Source organism: Xanthobacter autotrophicus, assembly GCF_029991245.1.
Taxonomy (GTDB): Bacteria; Pseudomonadota; Alphaproteobacteria; order Rhizobiales; family Xanthobacteraceae; genus Xanthobacter; species Xanthobacter autotrophicus_C.
Genome location: NZ_JAIVFO010000004.1, coordinates 37,351 through 53,520, shown reverse-complemented (window position 1 = coordinate 53,520; position 16,170 = coordinate 37,351). Strand labels below are relative to the sequence as shown.

The following is a 16,170-nucleotide window of genomic DNA, read 5'->3' as shown; positions in this document are numbered from 1 at the left end:
CCACGATGGGACTCTTGACTGCGATTCGCGGAAGTGCGATTCTCTGCTTGCTTAAGGACTGAGAAGGGCTTCCGGGACGCTGTTTCGGGGGCCTTTTTCTTTTGCTGCCTAAGGGATTGGGCTGCTGCTTAAATTGGCGCCTCCTTTTTCTCTTCGAATTGCCGGTAGAGTTCCGGCAGTTTTGCCGCGATGAACTCTCCAAAATCCCGTGCACCGTCGGCGTCCACGATGATGGTGACCGCGTCGCCCGCTCGTTCGACCGTCGCGATTTTATTGCCCGCCGCTGCTTTTACCGCGACCCTTCGCGGCTTGGTGGCTTCCCTATTGGGCGCAGTGGCATTGAACAGGCGCACGAACCGCTGATCCGTATCAGCCTGCTGAAATTTCGGGTCGGTCAACACGTCATCCAGCCGTGACATATCTGGGAATTCCGACAGACGCTCGGCAAGCGCTGTCCATCTCGGGCGGCCGGCCTTTGGAGCAGGCCCTATTGCGTGGATGAGATTTGTCGGAATCGACTTCGTCAATGCCAGAAGGCGCGACAGCTGGGTCTTTTCCATGCTCAGCGCCGACATGATCACGGCGCGATCAAAGCCCTGACCTTCGAGTGTGAGGGCGAAGAGACCGCGCTCGATGTAGCTGAGGTCCTTCCGGGCCGAGTTCTCCTGGCCTTGAATGACGACGAGTTCTTCGTCGGTCAGATCCTGGACCACCGCGCGCACTGGCCGTCCGAGCTTGGCGAGTATTTTTGCGCGCCGGTGACCATAGGCGATCTGGAAATGATCCGGCCTGTCGGGATGTGGACGGACAAGAATAGGGCTCTTCTGACCCGATTCCTTGATAGCGTTAAAGAGTGTCTCGTATTCGGGGCCATCGTCGTCGAGACGATCTTGTGCGAAGGATCCCGAGAGTTTCTCAGCGGGAATGTCTACGACTGCCGCGCCTGATGCCACGAGCGCTCTTGCACGTTCAGCGGCAGTCGCGATTTGTCCGAGCGAACGGCCCATAGCCCCGACGGCGCCAGACCTCACATGCGCCACTGGCGTCGGCGCAGCCGGATCTGCGGCCGAGTTGCCACCTGGCAACTCTTCCGTCCGGCGGGTCAGCATCGCCTTCAGCGTGTCCTTGCGGCTCATGTCTCGCGTCCCCACGCTAGCTTCATCAGGCTCTCAATCTCGCCATTCACGCCATCGAGCGATTCCATCGCGCGGTCGTAAGTTTGCTTTCCGAAATTCTCCCTCCCGACTTCATAGAGCGTTTGCTTTGAAAGCCCGGCGTCAGAGATCGCTGTCGACTTCACCATCGTGCTGTTGAGCACGCGCTCTCTGAAGAGCGACCGCATGAAAGCAACCATCTGCGTCTGGGGCGCGTCCGCGGGCTCAAATCGGGTGACGACATACCGAATAAAATCGTAATCAAGATCCCCGCCGGACTCCTGCACCACACTCAGGATGTCCGACGCCATCAGCAGGAACTGGCACATAGACATCACATCGAGCATCTGAGGATGCACTGTGATTAGAAGCCCTGTCGCGGCGCAGAGCGCGCCAAGCGTTAGAAAGCCGAGCTGAGGCGGACAATCTAGGATCATCACGTCATACCCGTCCGCGACTGTTCCAAGCGCCGTCGCAACCCTGCCAAAGAACGGCTCCGCGTCGCGCTCGGCTAACGCCCGCGGCGTATCGTGCTCAAATTCCATCAGCTCAAGATTGGCTGGAATCAGATCGAGACCAGCGAAATAAGTCTTGCGAATGACGTCCCTAAGCGGTCGACGGTTTTCGTCATATCGCACCGCCGCATACATGGTCTCGTTCGGCTGAATATCATACTCCGGCTGATAACCGTGGAGCGCTGTCAGCGACGCTTGGGGATCGAGGTCGACCGCCAGGACACGGTATCCATGGAGGGCGAGATACTGGGCCAGATGCGCGGCGGTCGTGGTCTTTCCGCTACCACCTTTGAAATTCACCACCGCCATCACTTGGCAGTGCTCCGCTTCACGGCGATGCTGCACGTACCTCTTTCCCTTCGACCCTTCCTCTAGCGTTACGCGTAGCTCGTTGATTTGCTCGAGTGTATATGACCGTCGTCCTCCAGCCCCGAGCGAGGGCTGCGGCCCCTTGCCCCCCAGCGACAGCTGCCGCAGATAGGCGTCGGCGATTCCAATCAGCTTCGCAGCCTCTACCGAGGAAAACGATCGGAGGGATTTCTTCGAGACCGGCGGGAAAAGAGCCTCGCGCATAGCGAGCAGCTCCGCCGACAGCGCGGCGCCGTCGCCGGCGATGACATCCGTCATCAGCGGCTTCGGCCCCGATGTAAGAGTCTTTGAGCTACGTGCTTTCTGCATAACTACGATGCCCATTCCAACTACGGCATTTAATCGTAGGCAGAATGAAACCGAGTCGGGCCTATTGGCAAGGGATTTAACGTTAACGCCGGTTTACCGCTATGACACCAGGGCGAGTTGCCAGGTGGCAACTCGATCTCCAGACAAGCCCACTCCGTTTCCACGATAGTCACTTCTCTCGCCGCAGGCACCCAACGGCAGCCAATAGATGAGCCATTCGTGCCGATGCGGCCTTGGAGCACATTTCGTGGACCCGTCGGCCAGCCTGTCGCACCAACAACGACAGATGAGAGAGCGGGCCGGTAAGTCCCCGTACCTTAGACAGAGTCGTCGTCTCGGAGATCAGAAGCTGCACGGTTGACCCGCCCAGTGCATCAACACGCCGGCGTCGAGATCGGGCAGACGCACTCGCTGAGCCTTCAAGCCCAGGGCGATGGCGTGGCCAACATCGGGGGAGGCCCAATTGCCGCGGTCTTCAGCAAGAACCATCCGAACGGAAGCCCGACTTCACGGTCGATCGCCTCGATCCGGTCCCTGAGAATGTGAACCGACAGACCGTCGGTCATCTGCAGCCGCTCGCTGGGGACGCGCAGCGGTCGCGGAATGAAGCCTATCTCGCGCTTTCCGTGATCTTCATAGTCGCGGATGTCCAGCGCCCAATGGGTGAACACGCGCGACCCTGACGCGCTGGACGCGTCCCAGTCCTGAAAGAACAGCACCTCGCGCGGCACGTGCTCGAACCCGTCGGGCACCGCCTCGAGGAACGGCGTTTCGCGCGTCCCGTCCGGATCGATCTCCTGGATCCGCCTGCGCTCTATCTCCGGCCGGCGGGCCTCGCGGCTCTCGCGCTCCAGGCGGGCGCAGCGCCCGAGAAAGCCGCGCACATGCACAACAGCTCCGCCGGCGCGGCCGCGCAACCGATGGACCGGGCCGGCGAGCCGGTCGGTGTCGGGCAGGGGATGCTGCCGGGGGAAGCTCGGTTCGAGGAGTTCGCTTTCGCGCCACGGGCGATAGCCCGGGTTGACGATCGGACCCGCACGCCATTCAATCTCGCGATGGAGCGCGATCTGGATATAGTCGCCGGCGCCCGGTCCGGTCGGCGCGAAGATGGTGACGCTCGTTCCGCGCCATTCGGTGATTTGCAGATCGGTGTCCTTGAGCCGGCGCCAGAGCGCGATGAGATCGCCGCCGTCGCTGGCGATCTCGGCCGTCATCCACGGCCGCAGTTCGCCGACGCGCGTGCCGTCCGCCCGGATGACCGAGCGGGTGTCCCGTCAGTAGTCGTCTTCGATGGGCGCCAGGCTAAAATCAGAACCGGGAAACGCCACGCTGATGGCGGGTATAAGATCCGCGTCCGCGGAAGCGGGATCGAGGCCGGCCAGAATCGCTTCAAGCGATGCCGGGTCGGGGAGGCGGATGGGGGAAGGGGTCATGGAACGACCTCTTGCGGGATTTCCGGGATTTCCGTATATTCCGGATCAAAGGAGAATGCGTCATGGCCTCCATTGTGACCGCGGCCGAAGTCTCCAAGAACTTCGGCGCCTATCAGGACGCCGCCGTGCGCGAGCCGGTGGTAATCACCAAGAACGGCCGCCCGCGCACCGTGCTGCTGGCCTACGAGGACTTCGTGCGGCTGTCGAAGCGCGACCGCCGAGTCGAGCGCACCGCCGAGTTGAACGACACCGAGATCGCCGCAGTCGAGGCGGCCGAGATGACGCCGGAGCCCGACCATCTCAACACCCCCGGCACGCATGCTGCCGACTGAGGTCAGGGTCGGCTGGATCTTCCGCTACGCCTATCTCTGGGACCGGCAGCACCGCGAGGGCCGGGAGGAGGGCGACAAGGACCGCCCCTGCCTGGTGCTGGCCATCGTCATGACCACCGAGGAGGGCGCACCGGTGGTGCGCGTCCTGCCGATCACCCACACGCCGCCGGCCGATCCGGCCGACGCAATCGAAATCCCGGCCGAGGTCAAGAGCCGCCTCCGGCTCGACGCCGAGCGCTCCTGGATCGTGCTGACCGAAAGCAACCGCTTCACTTGGCCGGGTCCGGACCTGCGCCCCGTCGAGAGCGACAGCGGCTATTTCGGCGCGCTGACGCCCGGGCTCTTTGCCGAGGTGAAGCGCCGCTTCGTGGCGATCGCGCGCGGCGAGGTGGCGACCACGCGGCACGCCAGCGTGCCGCGCACCGACTGATACCAACGGCCATTGAGGGTGACTCTCAGGGGCTTTCGGTTGAGTGCGATCTCTGATTCCATGGTGCGGGGAGGATTCGCGTCATGGCCTCTGCGGTGAAGCTTCGGACGGACTACTCGGCTTCGGATTTGCGGCGGCTCGCCGCAGCTTCGAAACACGCCAGCCAGAGCCGGCGGCTGCTGTCGCTGGCAGCGGTCCTTGATGGGATGGATCGCGCCGAGGCGGCTCGGATCGTCAGACCCTGCGCGATTGGGTTCACCGCTTCAACGCGCTCGGCCCCGACGGGCTGCGCGACATCCGCCCCAAGGGCCACCCGCCCCGGCTGTCGAAGGCGCAGTTGGCCGAACTCGCCGAGATCGTCGAGACCGGCCCCGATCGCAGGGTCCACGGCGTCGTCCGGTGGCGGCGCCTCGACCTGAGGAAGGTCGTCGCGGACCGCTTCGGCGTCGCATACCACGAGCGAACCATCGGCAAGATCCTCAAGGCGATCGGCTTCTCGCACATCAGCGCTCGCCCCCGTCATCCCGGACAGGACCCCAAGGTCATGGAGGACTTCAAAAAAACTTCCTTCGGACCCTGAACGCCCACGTCGGGCACCTGCCGAAGGGGCGCCGCATCGAGGTCTGGTTCCAGTGTATGGTTCGCCTCCGGTTTGCAAGAAGAAACGACGGCCCAGAAGACCCTGCTTCAGCGTATCCGGCTTGTTTGAGGGCAGATCATGCCCGAGCCACAATGGGAGCCGCTGGGATGCGTTCCTTACAAGACGACCAGATCCTTTGATCTCCTGCCACTACCAGGTTTCGCATATCCAGTTGAAGCAGAGAAACAATCTACTGGAACCATCAGGTTGCGCATCCGATCATATCCACGGTGCCATCGTTTTCCTCTCGCAAGTCATTCGAACAAGCCTTATGCAGGGCGCGGTTCGAAAATCGTATTGTGGGTTAAAAGTGCCCAAATGACACGTGCGACCTTATTTGCACATGCGACAACAATCTTGTTTGTATGCATTCCTCGCTCGACCAGACGGTCCATGAACACGGTGATCCCGTTCTCTCGTTTCTTCCGGTTGTAGAACGCTGATCGCATGCCATGAATCATTAACGTTCGGACGTAGGTGTTGCCGCGTTTCGAGATACCGAGCAACGTCGTCTTTCCCCCGGTCGACTTCCGCCTTGGAACCAACCCAAGGAAGGCGGCGAGATCGCGCCCACTTCGGAAATCGGCGATGTCGGCGACTGCGCTGAACAAGGCAGTGGCGACGATGATGCCGATACCGGGCACTGAGAGCAGGGCTTTGCAGATGGGATTGGCTTTGGCGAATTCAGCGAGTTCCGCGTCGATTGACTCGACACGCGCATCGAGCGCCTGATATTCGGCGGCCAAGGTTGCAAACAATGCACGGCAGACAGGGTTGAGTTGGATCTCCTCTTTGGCTTGCAAGTCGTCGAGAAACCGTTCGAAACGCATCCTGCCCGAACCGAACACCAATCCGCGTTCGCGAAGCAAGCCTCTGATCTGATTCACGATCGCTGTACGCGCCGTGACGAGACGCTGTCGTACCCGGTGAAGAGCTTGGATATCGAGCTGCTCCTGCGACTTAACGCCCACCGCGTGACGGCCTGGGCGCTGAGCCGCTTCGGCAATCGCCAGTGCATCATTCCAGTCATTCTTTTGGGCTTTCGCAAATGGTCGGACGCTTTCCGGGGTAAGAAGTCGGACGGCATGTCCCATTGCAATGAGTTGGTGTGCCAGCCAGTGAGCACCCGAGCACGCCTCGAATGCAACGTTCAAGTACTGCCCCGCCCGATCTCGAAAGAAGGCGATCAGCCCTAACCGCGTGAATTGCTTGCGCAAGACGATATCGCCGTCAAGACCCAATGCGACCAGATGGAAAGTGGCCTTCCCGATATCAATGCCAATCTGCTTGAACTGCATGATGTACCTCCGTTGCTGGACGGACTGATTATCCGCCAGAGGGAGGAGGCGAACCATCCCATAAGACGAGGCCCGGATCGGTCAGAAGAACGGCATCGTCCGGCAGTGGGCGCGGCGGGGAACGCGGCCCCGCCAGGCCGCCGACCAGCGCTACGACAATGCCTGGCTGTTCGGGGCGATCTGCCCGGCGCGCGGCGTCGGTGCCGCCTTGGCCCTGCCCTATATCGGTACCGAGGCCATGCAGATGCATCTCGACGAAATCTCGACCATGGTGGCTCGGGGATCGCACGGCGTGCTGCTGCTCGATCGCGCCGGATGGCACACCACGAGGATGCTCTGCATCCCGAAGAACATGACGCTGATCTTCCTGCCGTCGCGATCGCCGGAGCTGAACCCGGTCGAGCAGATCTGGCAGTATCTGCGATCGAACTTTCTCTCCAACAGCGTCTTCGAGACCTACGCCGACATCGTCGATGCCGCCTGTGAAGCTTGGCGCTGTCTCACCGAAAACCCAGAAACCATCACATCCATCGGCAGGCGCCAATGGGCGCACATCGGTCATTCATAAGGGCCGTTGGTATGAGCAGCGCGGCGGCCGATGTGCCGCGTGGCGCGTCATGGCGCCTCGTCGCGACACAACGCCCAGTCCGCGCCGGCGAACCAGCACGCCTCCGGATCCGGCGCGCCCTTCCAGATGAGGCTGCGCACGGCGTCGATGCCCCCCGCGGCAAAACTCTGGCGCAGGCGCGCGACGTCTGCCGCATCGCCCGCGCCGACCGCCCCCTCGGCGCACACAAAGTAGGCCGGGCTGATGGCGCGCGCCGCAAAGCCGACGCCGCGCCGTTCGATCCGCAGCGCCGCGCCGCGCTCGCTGTGCCGGCCGCCGGAATTGGGCCGCTGGGGACCGGGCACCCCGAGCGGGAACACCAAGCGTCCCCCTGGCGACAGGCCCTCGATCCAGCGGTCGGCGGGACGGGAAACCGCGAAGTTCACGTAAACCCCGTCGGCCGACGTTTCGGGCCAGCGGCTGCCGTCGCCACAGACGACGCGCACGTTCGGGCGACCGGACAGCGACGCCGCGGCGCGCCTGGCCAGAGCGGGGTCGAACTCGACCGCCGTGACCTGGCCGGCGGGACCCACCAGCTCGGCCAGAACCGCGCTGTAGTAACCGGCGCCGGCGCCCACATGGACGATGTGCGCGCCGGGCTTCGGCCCGAGCGCCTTGAGGAGCTTGGCGTGCAGCGACGGGCTGCCGTTGTTGACGCCCCGGGCGGGGTCGAGGGCGACGACGAGGTCTTGGTAGAGGACCACCGGATCAGTGCCGAGAATGGGCCGGTAGCCGTCGAAGGGCGACGATGCCGTCCATGGCGACGGCCCCAGGAACGCCTCGCGCGGCACGGTCGCAAAGGCGGTTTCGATTGCGGCGTTGTCGACGCCGAGGATGGCCAGCATCTGGCGGGCATAGGCCCGCCGCGCCACGGCGAGCTCCGCGGCCGAGAAGGCGGATCGGATCTCGTCCGGAAGCGGGGAGGAGGCGTGCAGGCGGCGTCCTCTCGTCGATCTCGGCGCCGGCGGGCGCGAATATTTGGGCTCCAGGCCACGAGATCGCCGATTTGCCGGCGGCTGTCCATGACAGCCGATAAGGGACAGTTATCGATAATTAGAAACCTGGGAACCGAGTGTCGCTATGGCGGAAACTATTCCCATATCTGCAAATAATCGGCGGACCCCGGACCTGTCGGTGCGAACACAACCGCGCTGGTGCCGCGCCATTCGGTAATCTGCAGCTCGGTCTCTTTTAGACGGCGCCACAGCGCTCCGATGTCGCCACGCTCCCTGGCAACCTCTGCCGTCATCCACGTTTGTAGCTCGCCCATCCGAGTGCCGTCCGGCTGGATGACGCTGCGAGCATCGCGCCAATAGTCGTCATCGATCTGGGCGAGACTGAATTCAAAACCCGGGAACGCTCGGGTGAGGGCAGGGACCAGCGCCGAATCGGCCGACGCCGGATCAAGCCCGGCCAGCACGGTTTCGAGCGATGCGACGTCGGGTATACGAACAGAGGCCATCATCTCGATTGGCCGCCATCGGTCCAGGGATTGAAAAGCGACACGCCGAGCGGCGCAAAGTCCTTAGTGTTGCGGGTGGCCAGCACGAGATTGCGGTCGAGTGCCGTAGCGGCGAAAAACCCGTCCATCACGGAGAGCGAAAGGCCGCTCATGCGGGCCTCCGCCATCAGATCCCCCCATCGTCCGGCAATCGCGGGGTCGATAGGCAGGATACGACCAGCGAAGCGCTCTGGGAGATCCTGTGCAAGCCAATCGGAGAGCGCGGTGCGCCGCCGGCCGTCATCCATCAATGCGATCCCACGCTTGAGCTCGGCGATCGAGGCTACACTGATGTAGGTCCGGTCCTCGTCGATCGCATCGAGCCAGGCAAGAACCCTGGGGTCGGGCGCCGGTCGCCGGACCTCCGACAAAACATTGGTGTCGAGCAGAACATTCACAGGTCTGGGTCGCGCGGCTGGTCACGGACGCGCTCGAGATCGAGATCGACGTCTCGCAGCGGTGATGCAAGCAGGAACTCGGCCAGCGTGCCTTTGCGCGCCGTCTTGCGGGACCATTCCTCCGCCGAAACGACAACGACGCTCGGCTTGCCGTGCCGTGTAATGACCTGGGGGTCGCGTTGCGCGCGCTCGATGACCTCGGACAGGCGCGCCTTGGCATCGGCGACCGTCCAGCTCTCCGATTGATCGGGTGCGGACTTTCTGAGCGTTGCCATGAGCTCCCCCACAATGACCATAATGACTAATATAACCATATATGGCCGGCGTGGGTTTTTCAACGTGCAATCAAATGCGAGCGCCGAGGCAGGAGCCGCGTTCCCCCCGGGGAGATACCGGACGCGCAACGAGAAGCACCAACCTGCCGTCCGTCCCCTCGGGCGCTGCTCGAAGCGGGAACTGAAGGGAAGGGGAGGGGAGGGGCCTAGGTGCCCCCCGGTCCAGACGACCCTACGACTTGCCCGCCAAGAGCTGCCTACGTGCGATTCGACCTGATCACGGGGCACGGACCGAACTCGACCAGAGGCGTCATACTGTCTAAATTTCGATAGTATGAGACGGCACCGGCTCTCGGCAGCTGTGTCGCCCGGCCCATCAACCGCCCTGTAGGCTGCGGAGCCTCTTGAAGATATCGGGCGCAATCTTGAATTCGCGCGCCTGTCCACGCCCCATCGAATTCTTCACCATCGTCTCCGTCAAGATCTTACGGCTAACGAGCTGATCAATCGTCTCGGTGACGCCGCCTCGTGTTAGCGACGTCAACTCAATTATATTGGTTAACGTCAGGCGCTGATTGCCCTGATGCATATAATAGAGGACGCTCATCATTCCGATTTGCTTCAGGCGCGACTGAGGGGTCTCATCGTCGAGCGGATTGTCGAGGATCAGCCGCAAGATAAGCGCCGAGAACGAGAGGCTGTGCCATTCGGCGTCGAGGGCTCTTGGCATCGGCTTAACTGCTCTATATATGATAGTTAACCGGATATGAGATTGCGGCTGACAAGCCTTTCCGGGGTCGTTTCGGGAGGGTGGAAGGCATGAATTCCCCTACTGCCAGGGCGCTTTCCTGCGCATTCGTATTGCTGTCATCCTACTGCATTTCCAGCAGTAAAGCGCGCGCGGACGATTGGGGCTGTCAGGTTCTCCTTTGCCTTTCGAACCCGGGCGGTCCGATGCAGTTCGCCGAATGCGTCCCTCCTGTTCAGAGGCTTTGGAACGAACTCGCCAGAGGACGCCCCTTTCCAACCTGCAGTGGAATCGGATTCCAAGCGTCCACGCCTGGATACGAACCGTACTCATGCGAGGCTGATTACCGCGTGACCGCACGGTTCGGCCCCCAGGGGCAAGAAGCGGCCCGTGTGTCGGCGACACGCCAGGTGGTCGACACCAGCCAATGCACATCAGGGGCTGGCAATGGGACCGCGCGCTGGGTGTCGAGCAGCGGCCAGCGCCAATGCATGGCTTATGTAACGGCTCGGCCAAGCGTGCGCTCGCAACCCCACTTTGTCGACGTGACGATCGACGGCATGGCCACTCAGCGGGTGTGGTTCTAGGTCATGCCCGTCGCATTCGCCGATCTTGCGCAGACTTGCGCCCCGACCGTTCAGGTGGAGACCCTCGCGGCGGTCGTGAGCCTCGAAAGTGGCTTCTCGCCGTTTGCCATCCGCATCAACAGCGGCACGCCCCTGCGCGACCCGCCGAACAGCAAGGCGGAGGCGATCGAGGTTGCCAGCACGCTGATCGCCCAGCATCTGGACGTCGACCTTGGCCTTGGCGGCATCAACGTTGATGACCTTGGCCGCCTCGAACTCACAGTCGCCGATGCGTTCGACCCCTGCCTGAACCTGAAGGCGACCGCCCGTCTGCTCGACCGTTATTACCGGGTGGCGATCGGCAGTGGCGTCCGCCCTGCCGCGGCGGTCACTGTGATGCTGCAGGCCTATTACGGCCGCGGCGACGCCTCGGTCGGCGAAATGGCCGCTTACGACAAGCAAGTGCATGAAGAGGCAAAGCGTCTCGCGCCGAAGCTTGCTTCACTCACGATCGGCTCCGCTGGCCGGTCCACCACAAGAGATCGAGCAGGGGAGGGGTCGGCACTGCCGCCTCCGGCTGCCGCACCACCAGTCGCCCGCCGTGAAGCGAAACCGGCGTCCTGGGATGTTTTTGCAACAGCGCGGAAATCCTCCGCTCTCGTCTTCCAGAACGAACAATCGGAGTGAGCCGAATGAGTAAGAGAGTGCGCGTTCGCCCAGGCGCAGCCATCATGCTGGTGGCGACCGTATTTGCGATCGGGATGGCGGAACCGGCCGCCGCCCAGGCAACCGGAGGCGGTATCGAGACCGTTCTGCAGAACATCGTCACCCTGCTCACGGGCAATGTCGCGAAGCTCCTGGCGACGATCGCCGTGATCGTCGTCGGCATCGCCTGGATGTTTGGTTATTTGGATTTGCGCAAAGCTGCCTATGTGGTGCTGGGGATCGGCATCATCTTCGGAGCAGCTCAGCTCGTCAGCACGATCTCAGGCGGCTGACGGCCATGACGAAGACGGTGCCCCTCGAGGAGGACACACTGTTCCTGGCCTGCACACGGCCGGCGATGGTCGCTGGCGTGACCATGGAGGCCATGGGCGTCAACGTCATCCTGACCACGCTGCTCTACATCCTCGCAGGTTCCATTGCCTACGCCCTCGTCGGCGTCGTGTTTCACCTCGTGTTCAAGACCCTGGTGAAGCACGACCACAACATGTTCCGCGTCCTGCTGGCCTGGGTTGAAACCCGCGGCCGCTCGCGCAACGGGGCCTTCTGGGCCGGCACGACCCTCACGCCCCTCAAGCTCGTGAGACGCTACAACGAAAAGGACCTCGGCCTTGCCTAGCGTCGCCATCGTCAAAGCCCGGGAGCTCGAGCCCGAAACCTTTATCCCGTATGTCCGCCACGTGGACGAGACGACGATCGCGCTCGATTCCCGAGCGATGATGGTCATGATTGCCCTCGACGGCGTGTCGTTCGAGACCGCCGATCCGCTCGACCTCAACGATCTTCACCGCGATCTCAACACCCTCTACCGCAATCTCGCCGACGAACGCCTTGCGCTGTGGACCCACATCATCCGCCGCCGCGACAACGACTATCCCGATGGAGCGTTCGCCAATCCCTTCTCCGCGACCCTGAACGCAAAATATCGCGCCCGCATGGTGGAGGAGGACCTGTTTCGCAACGACCTCTATCTGACCTTGCTCTGGCATCCAACCCGCGATCCCGCTGAGAAGATGACGAAGCTCCTGTCCCGCCTTCGCAGGGCGCGCAGGGCGGGACGGGAGCTCGACGAAGAAGCGCTGAAGCAGCTCCACGACAAGGTCACCGACGTGACCGCCGGCCTCAAGCGTTTCCAGCCGCGGGTCCTTTCTCTCTACGAGCACGACGGCCTGCTGTTTTCAGAGCCGAGCGAGGTGCTGCACCAGATCATCGGAGGCCGGCGGGAGCGGGTGCCCCTCACGGAGGGACGGGTTTCATCCGCGATCTATTCCGACCGCGTCATCATCGGGCGTGAGACGGTGGAGATCCGCCACGAGGCCGAGACCCGCTATGCGGGTGTGTTCAGCTTCAAGGAATATCCCGCACGGACGAGGCCCGGCATGCTCGCCGGCATCCTGACCACGCCGTTCGAGCTTATCCTGACGCAGTCCTTCGCTTTCGCCTCGAAGGCCGATGCCCGGATCATTCTCGGACGCAAGCAAAACCAGATGGTGAGCGCCGGCGACAAGGCGAGTTCGCAGGTCGAAGAACTCGATGGCGCGCTGGACGATCTGGAATCCAATCGCTTCGTGCTGGGCGAGCATCACCTAACGCTGTCGGTCTTCGCCCCCTCGGTGAAGGACCTCACCGACAATCTGGCGAAGGCACGCTCTCATCTGACCAACGGCGGTGCCGTTGTGGCGCGCGAGGACCTCGGGCTCGAAGCAGCCTGGTGGGCACAGTTGCCGGGCAACTTCCGCTATCGAGCCCGCTCCGGCGCGATCACGTCGCGCAACTTCGCTGCGCTGTCACCCTTTCATTCCTATCCGGTGGGCAGGAAGGAAGGCAACGAGTGGGGACCGGCCGTCGCGATGCTGAAGACGGCCTCGGGCTCGCCGTTCTATTTCAACTTCCACCATGGTGATCTCGGCAACACCTTCGTGTGCGGCCCCTCTGGATCCGGCAAGACCGTCATCCTGAACTTCATGCTCTCGCAGCTCGAGAAGCACGATCCCCACATGGTGTTCTTCGACAAGGACCGTGGCGCCGACCTTTTCGTGCGGGCCGCCGGTGGCACGTATCTGCCGCTGAAGAATGGTGTGCCGACCGGCTGCGCGCCGCTGAAGGGGCTCCAGCTTACACCGGAGAACAAGGTGTTCCTGGCGCAATGGATCGCCAAGCTTGTCGGTTCGAAGTCGCGTGAGCTTTCCGTGAGCGACCTACGCGACATCGCCGGCGCCGTCGACGGCCTCGCGGACCTCCCGGTCCAGCGGCGCACCATCGGCGCGTTGCGCACCTTCCTCAACAACACCGACCCGGAGGGCATTGCCGCCCGGCTGCGGCGTTGGGAGAGGGGAGGGCCCCTCGGCTGGGTCTTCGACAATGAGACCGACGACATCGGCATCGGCGCCAAGTTCCTCGGCTACGACATGACGGATTTCCTCGATAACGAGGAGATCCGCACGCCACTCATGGCCTACCTGTTCCACCGGGTGGAGCAGTTGATTGACGGCCGCCGCATCATCATCGTCATCGATGAATTCTGGAAGGCGCTGCTCGACGAGGGCTTCCGCGATCTCGCCCAGAACAAGCTCAAGACCATCCGGAAGCAGGGCGGTCTCATGCTGTTCGCGACACAGAGCCCGCGCGACGCCATCGCCTCGCCGATCGCCCACACCATTATCGAACAATGCCCCACGCAGATCTTCATGCCGAACCCACGCGGCAGTCATGTCGACTACGTGGATGGCTTCAATCTCACCGAGCGGGAATATCAGCTCGTCGCGCGCGAACTGTCCCCGGAGAGCCGCCGCTTCATCGTCAAACAGGGGCACAACAGCGTCGTCGCCGAGCTGAACCTCACCGGCTTCGACGACGAGCTCGCCATCCTTTCCGGCCGCACCGCCAATGTGGAACTGGCCGACGCGATCCGCGCCGAGGGCGGCAGCAGCGAGACCTGGCTCTCCCTGTTCCAGCAAAGAAGGAGTGCCGGCTGATGTCCACACGCACCATGCTGCTGGCGGCCACGGCCGCGCTCTGTATCTCCGCCGGCGCGGCCGATGCGCAGGGCATCCCCGTGATCGACCAAGCCGCCCTTGCCAAGCAGCTGGAGAGCATTGCGCAACTCAAATCCCAGCTCGACACTTTGAACCAGCAGCTTCAGCAGGCGCAGCAGCTCTACGGCTCGTTGAACAAGCTGACGAACATGGCGGACGTCGCGAGCGTGCTCAACGACCCCTCGATCCGCAAGGCGCTTCCCCAGGATTTTAATGCGATCGAAAGCCTGCTGAGCGGTGCGGGCTCAGGCGCCTTCGGCGAGTCCGCCTCGAAGTTCCTGCAGTCCAATTCCACCTATCAGACCAGCGCGAACGATTTCTACGCACAGGAGCTGTCCCGGATCCAGAACAAGAACGCCGGCCAGATGAGCCTTGGCCAGCAGATTTACGATGCCGCCACGAAGCGGATCGACGGAATCGATCAGCTCCGGCAGCAGATCTCCTCGGCCGGCACCTCGAAGGACGTGGCCGACCTGCAGGCTAGGCTCCAGGCGGAGGCGGCGTTCCTTCAGATCGATGTGGTGCGCATGCAGGGCCTGCGCATGGTGCAGCAGGCCCAGGCACAGGTGGACGACCAGCGCAAGGCCGAGGACTGGCGCCGGCGCGTCGATACGATGAGGGCGGCGCTGCCATGAGGAGGATCGTGGCCCTGTTCCTGTTGCTTCCTCTCGCCGGGTGCTTTGAGCCGGGGGAGGGGACCCGCACCGTCAGTGATTACCTCGGCGACGAGGCGCTGCGCGCCGCGCAGCTGGCGAAGTGCCGGGAGAATCCTGGCGCGCTCGCCGAGACGCCGAACTGCGAGAATGCGACCGAAGCCGACGGCAAAGCCCGCCTCCAGCGGATGAACAAGGCGCTCGGAGGGTAGGGCATGTACCAGGTCTTCTCGTTCCTCGACGACCAGTTCAAGGCCCCGCTCGAGAACTTCATCAGCTCGGGGACTTCGGGCATCGCGTCCTGGGTAACTGGGCCGCTGACCGTCGCTCTGACGCTCTACGTCGTCATCTACGGCTTCCTCGTCCTGCGCGGCTCAATCCCCGAGCCCATCATGGAGTTCGCGTTCCGGGCGATGAAGCTCGCCATCATCCTGATGCTCGTGCAGAACGCATCGAACTATCAGACCTATGTCACGAAGGTGTTCTTCGAGGACCTGCCCACCGAGATCTCCGGGGCTCTCAACACCGGGTCGGCGCCGAGCGCCTCTGCCTTCGATTCCCTGCTCGACAAGGGCCAGAAATCAGCGAACGACATCTGGGCGAAAGGGTCTTGGCCCGTCGACGTCCTGACCGGCGCGGCCGGGCTGGTGGTCATCGTCATGACCTTCGTCGTCGCGGCAATCGGATATGTGGTGTCGCTCTATGCCCGGGTCGCGCTCGCGATCGTCCTGGCCATAGGTCCGATCTTCGTCGTCCTGGCCATGTTCCAGTCGACCCGCCGGTTCACCGAGGCGTGGATCGGCCAGATGGCAAACTTCGTCATCCTGCAGGTCCTCGTCATCGCCGTGGGGTCGCTGCTGGTGACCTGCCTGGATGCCACGTTCGCCACCATGGACTCGTATGCCGACGTGCTGATGCGGCCGATCGCGCTCGGCGCCATCGCGCTTTCCGCCCTCTACGTCTTTTACCAACTGCCCGGGATCGCGTCCGCGCTTGCCGCGGGTGGGGCGTCGCTGACCTACGGCTATGGCGCCGCGCGCGATGCGCATGAAGGCACGGTCGCCCGAAGCACCAGGTATGCGGCCCGCGCCGTCGGCCGAGGCTTCCGCGCCGCGGGGCGCAGCTTCCGATCGGGCGGAGCCGGCTGACGCCGTTTCCTGAGAGCAGAATTCAAAGGCGGGTGG

Annotated in this window: 18 protein-coding genes and 3 pseudogenes; 12 read left to right on the top strand and 9 right to left on the bottom strand. The window is 63.1% G+C overall.

Annotated features, from left to right (window positions below; all coding sequences use genetic code 11):
* Positions 1-128: 128 nt before the first annotated feature.
* The 3 genes and pseudogenes from repB to K9U41_RS01860 all read right to left on the bottom strand — a co-directional run bounded on the left by repB (position 129) and on the right by K9U41_RS01860 (position 3,780).
* On the bottom strand, positions 129-1,136 hold the full coding sequence (gene repB, locus K9U41_RS01870; protein ID WP_282639155.1) for a plasmid partitioning protein RepB: 1,008 nt from the start codon (positions 1,134-1,136) through the stop codon (positions 129-131).
* Entirely contained in the window at positions 1,133-2,296 is a 1,164-nt protein-coding gene (gene repA / locus K9U41_RS01865) for a plasmid partitioning protein RepA (RefSeq protein WP_282639154.1), read from the bottom strand. Before repA ends, repB begins: the two co-directional genes overlap by 4 nt.
* A 393-nt stretch (positions 2,297-2,689) precedes the next feature.
* Positions 2,690-3,780 (bottom strand): annotated as a pseudogene (locus K9U41_RS01860) (hypothetical protein).
* Positions 3,781-3,842: 62 nt separating this feature from the next.
* On the opposite strand from K9U41_RS01860, the gene K9U41_RS01855 reads away from it, so the two are divergent.
* From K9U41_RS01855 to K9U41_RS01845, 3 genes and pseudogenes are all read left to right on the top strand, one after another.
* Complete coding sequence (locus tag K9U41_RS01855; RefSeq protein WP_282639153.1) at positions 3,843-4,112, top strand: type II toxin-antitoxin system Phd/YefM family antitoxin; 270 nt, start codon at positions 3,843-3,845, stop codon at positions 4,110-4,112.
* Positions 4,099-4,542, top strand: a complete 444-nt coding sequence (locus K9U41_RS01850; RefSeq protein ID WP_282639152.1) for a plasmid maintenance toxin (PemK-like) — start codon at positions 4,099-4,101, stop codon at positions 4,540-4,542. Before K9U41_RS01855 ends, K9U41_RS01850 begins: the two co-directional genes overlap by 14 nt.
* Before the next feature lie 83 nt (positions 4,543-4,625).
* A pseudogene (locus K9U41_RS01845) lies at positions 4,626-5,229 on the top strand (helix-turn-helix domain-containing protein); the annotation flags it as partial.
* Positions 5,230-5,451: 222 nt separating this feature from the next.
* Here K9U41_RS01845 and K9U41_RS01840 read toward each other — a convergent pair.
* A complete protein-coding gene (locus K9U41_RS01840; protein ID WP_282639151.1) occupies positions 5,452-6,480 on the bottom strand; it encodes an IS110 family transposase in 1,029 nt (342 codons plus the stop codon).
* A gap of 64 nt (positions 6,481-6,544) precedes the next feature.
* Here K9U41_RS01840 and K9U41_RS01835 point away from each other — a divergent pair.
* Positions 6,545-7,048, top strand: a pseudogene (locus K9U41_RS01835) (IS630 family transposase); the annotation flags it as partial.
* A gap of 47 nt (positions 7,049-7,095) precedes the next feature.
* Here K9U41_RS01835 and K9U41_RS01830 read toward each other — a convergent pair.
* From K9U41_RS01830 to K9U41_RS01810, 5 genes are all read right to left on the bottom strand, one after another.
* Entirely contained in the window at positions 7,096-7,959 is an 864-nt protein-coding gene (locus K9U41_RS01830; RefSeq protein ID WP_282639150.1) for a protein-L-isoaspartate O-methyltransferase family protein, read from the bottom strand.
* A gap of 218 nt (positions 7,960-8,177) precedes the next feature.
* On the bottom strand, positions 8,178-8,552 hold the full coding sequence (locus K9U41_RS01825) for a hypothetical protein (protein ID WP_282639149.1): 375 nt from the start codon (positions 8,550-8,552) through the stop codon (positions 8,178-8,180).
* Positions 8,549-8,986, bottom strand: a complete 438-nt coding sequence (locus K9U41_RS01820) for a type II toxin-antitoxin system VapC family toxin (protein ID WP_282639148.1) — start codon at positions 8,984-8,986, stop codon at positions 8,549-8,551. The genes K9U41_RS01825 and K9U41_RS01820 overlap by 4 nt, the downstream gene beginning before the upstream one ends.
* Positions 8,983-9,261, bottom strand: coding sequence for a type II toxin-antitoxin system Phd/YefM family antitoxin (locus tag K9U41_RS01815; RefSeq protein WP_282639147.1), 279 nt, complete (start codon positions 9,259-9,261; stop codon positions 8,983-8,985). Before K9U41_RS01815 ends, K9U41_RS01820 begins: the two co-directional genes overlap by 4 nt.
* Before the next feature lie 376 nt (positions 9,262-9,637).
* On the bottom strand, positions 9,638-9,991 hold the full coding sequence (locus K9U41_RS01810) for a MarR family transcriptional regulator (RefSeq protein ID WP_282639146.1): 354 nt from the start codon (positions 9,989-9,991) through the stop codon (positions 9,638-9,640).
* An 89-nt stretch (positions 9,992-10,080) separates the two neighbouring features.
* Here K9U41_RS01810 and K9U41_RS01805 point away from each other — a divergent pair, with 89 nt between their 5' ends.
* From K9U41_RS01805 to K9U41_RS01770, 8 genes are read left to right on the top strand one after another with little or no spacing between them, the layout of a single operon-like run.
* Positions 10,081-10,596 carry a hypothetical protein gene (locus K9U41_RS01805; RefSeq protein ID WP_282639145.1) on the top strand — a complete coding sequence of 172 codons (516 nt, stop codon included), beginning with the start codon at positions 10,081-10,083 and terminating at the stop codon, positions 10,594-10,596.
* A gap of 3 nt (positions 10,597-10,599) precedes the next feature.
* Entirely contained in the window at positions 10,600-11,262 is a 663-nt protein-coding gene (locus K9U41_RS01800) for a lytic transglycosylase domain-containing protein (protein WP_282639144.1), read from the top strand.
* Positions 11,263-11,267: 5 nt separating this feature from the next.
* The gene (locus K9U41_RS01795; RefSeq protein ID WP_282639143.1) at positions 11,268-11,573 is read left to right on the top strand and encodes a TrbC/VirB2 family protein; all 306 of its coding nucleotides are present in this window, start codon (positions 11,268-11,270) and stop codon (positions 11,571-11,573) included.
* Positions 11,574-11,578: 5 nt separating this feature from the next.
* The gene (locus K9U41_RS01790; protein WP_282639142.1) at positions 11,579-11,917 is read left to right on the top strand and encodes a type IV secretion system protein VirB3; all 339 of its coding nucleotides are present in this window, start codon (positions 11,579-11,581) and stop codon (positions 11,915-11,917) included.
* On the top strand, positions 11,910-14,273 hold the full coding sequence (locus K9U41_RS01785; RefSeq protein WP_282639141.1) for a VirB4 family type IV secretion/conjugal transfer ATPase: 2,364 nt from the start codon (positions 11,910-11,912) through the stop codon (positions 14,271-14,273). Before K9U41_RS01790 ends, K9U41_RS01785 begins: the two co-directional genes overlap by 8 nt.
* Positions 14,273-14,968, top strand: a complete 696-nt coding sequence (gene virB5 / locus K9U41_RS01780) for a P-type DNA transfer protein VirB5 (protein ID WP_394107489.1) — start codon at positions 14,273-14,275, stop codon at positions 14,966-14,968. The genes K9U41_RS01785 and virB5 overlap by 1 nt, the downstream gene beginning before the upstream one ends.
* 8 nt (positions 14,969-14,976) lie before the next feature.
* Positions 14,977-15,198 (top strand): EexN family lipoprotein, encoded by a 222-nt coding sequence (locus K9U41_RS01775; protein ID WP_394107490.1) that lies wholly within the window; start codon positions 14,977-14,979, stop codon positions 15,196-15,198.
* A 3-nt stretch (positions 15,199-15,201) separates the two neighbouring features.
* A complete protein-coding gene (locus K9U41_RS01770; protein WP_282639139.1) occupies positions 15,202-16,134 on the top strand; it encodes a type IV secretion system protein in 933 nt (310 codons plus the stop codon).
* The last annotated feature ends 36 nt before the right edge of the window (positions 16,135-16,170 follow it).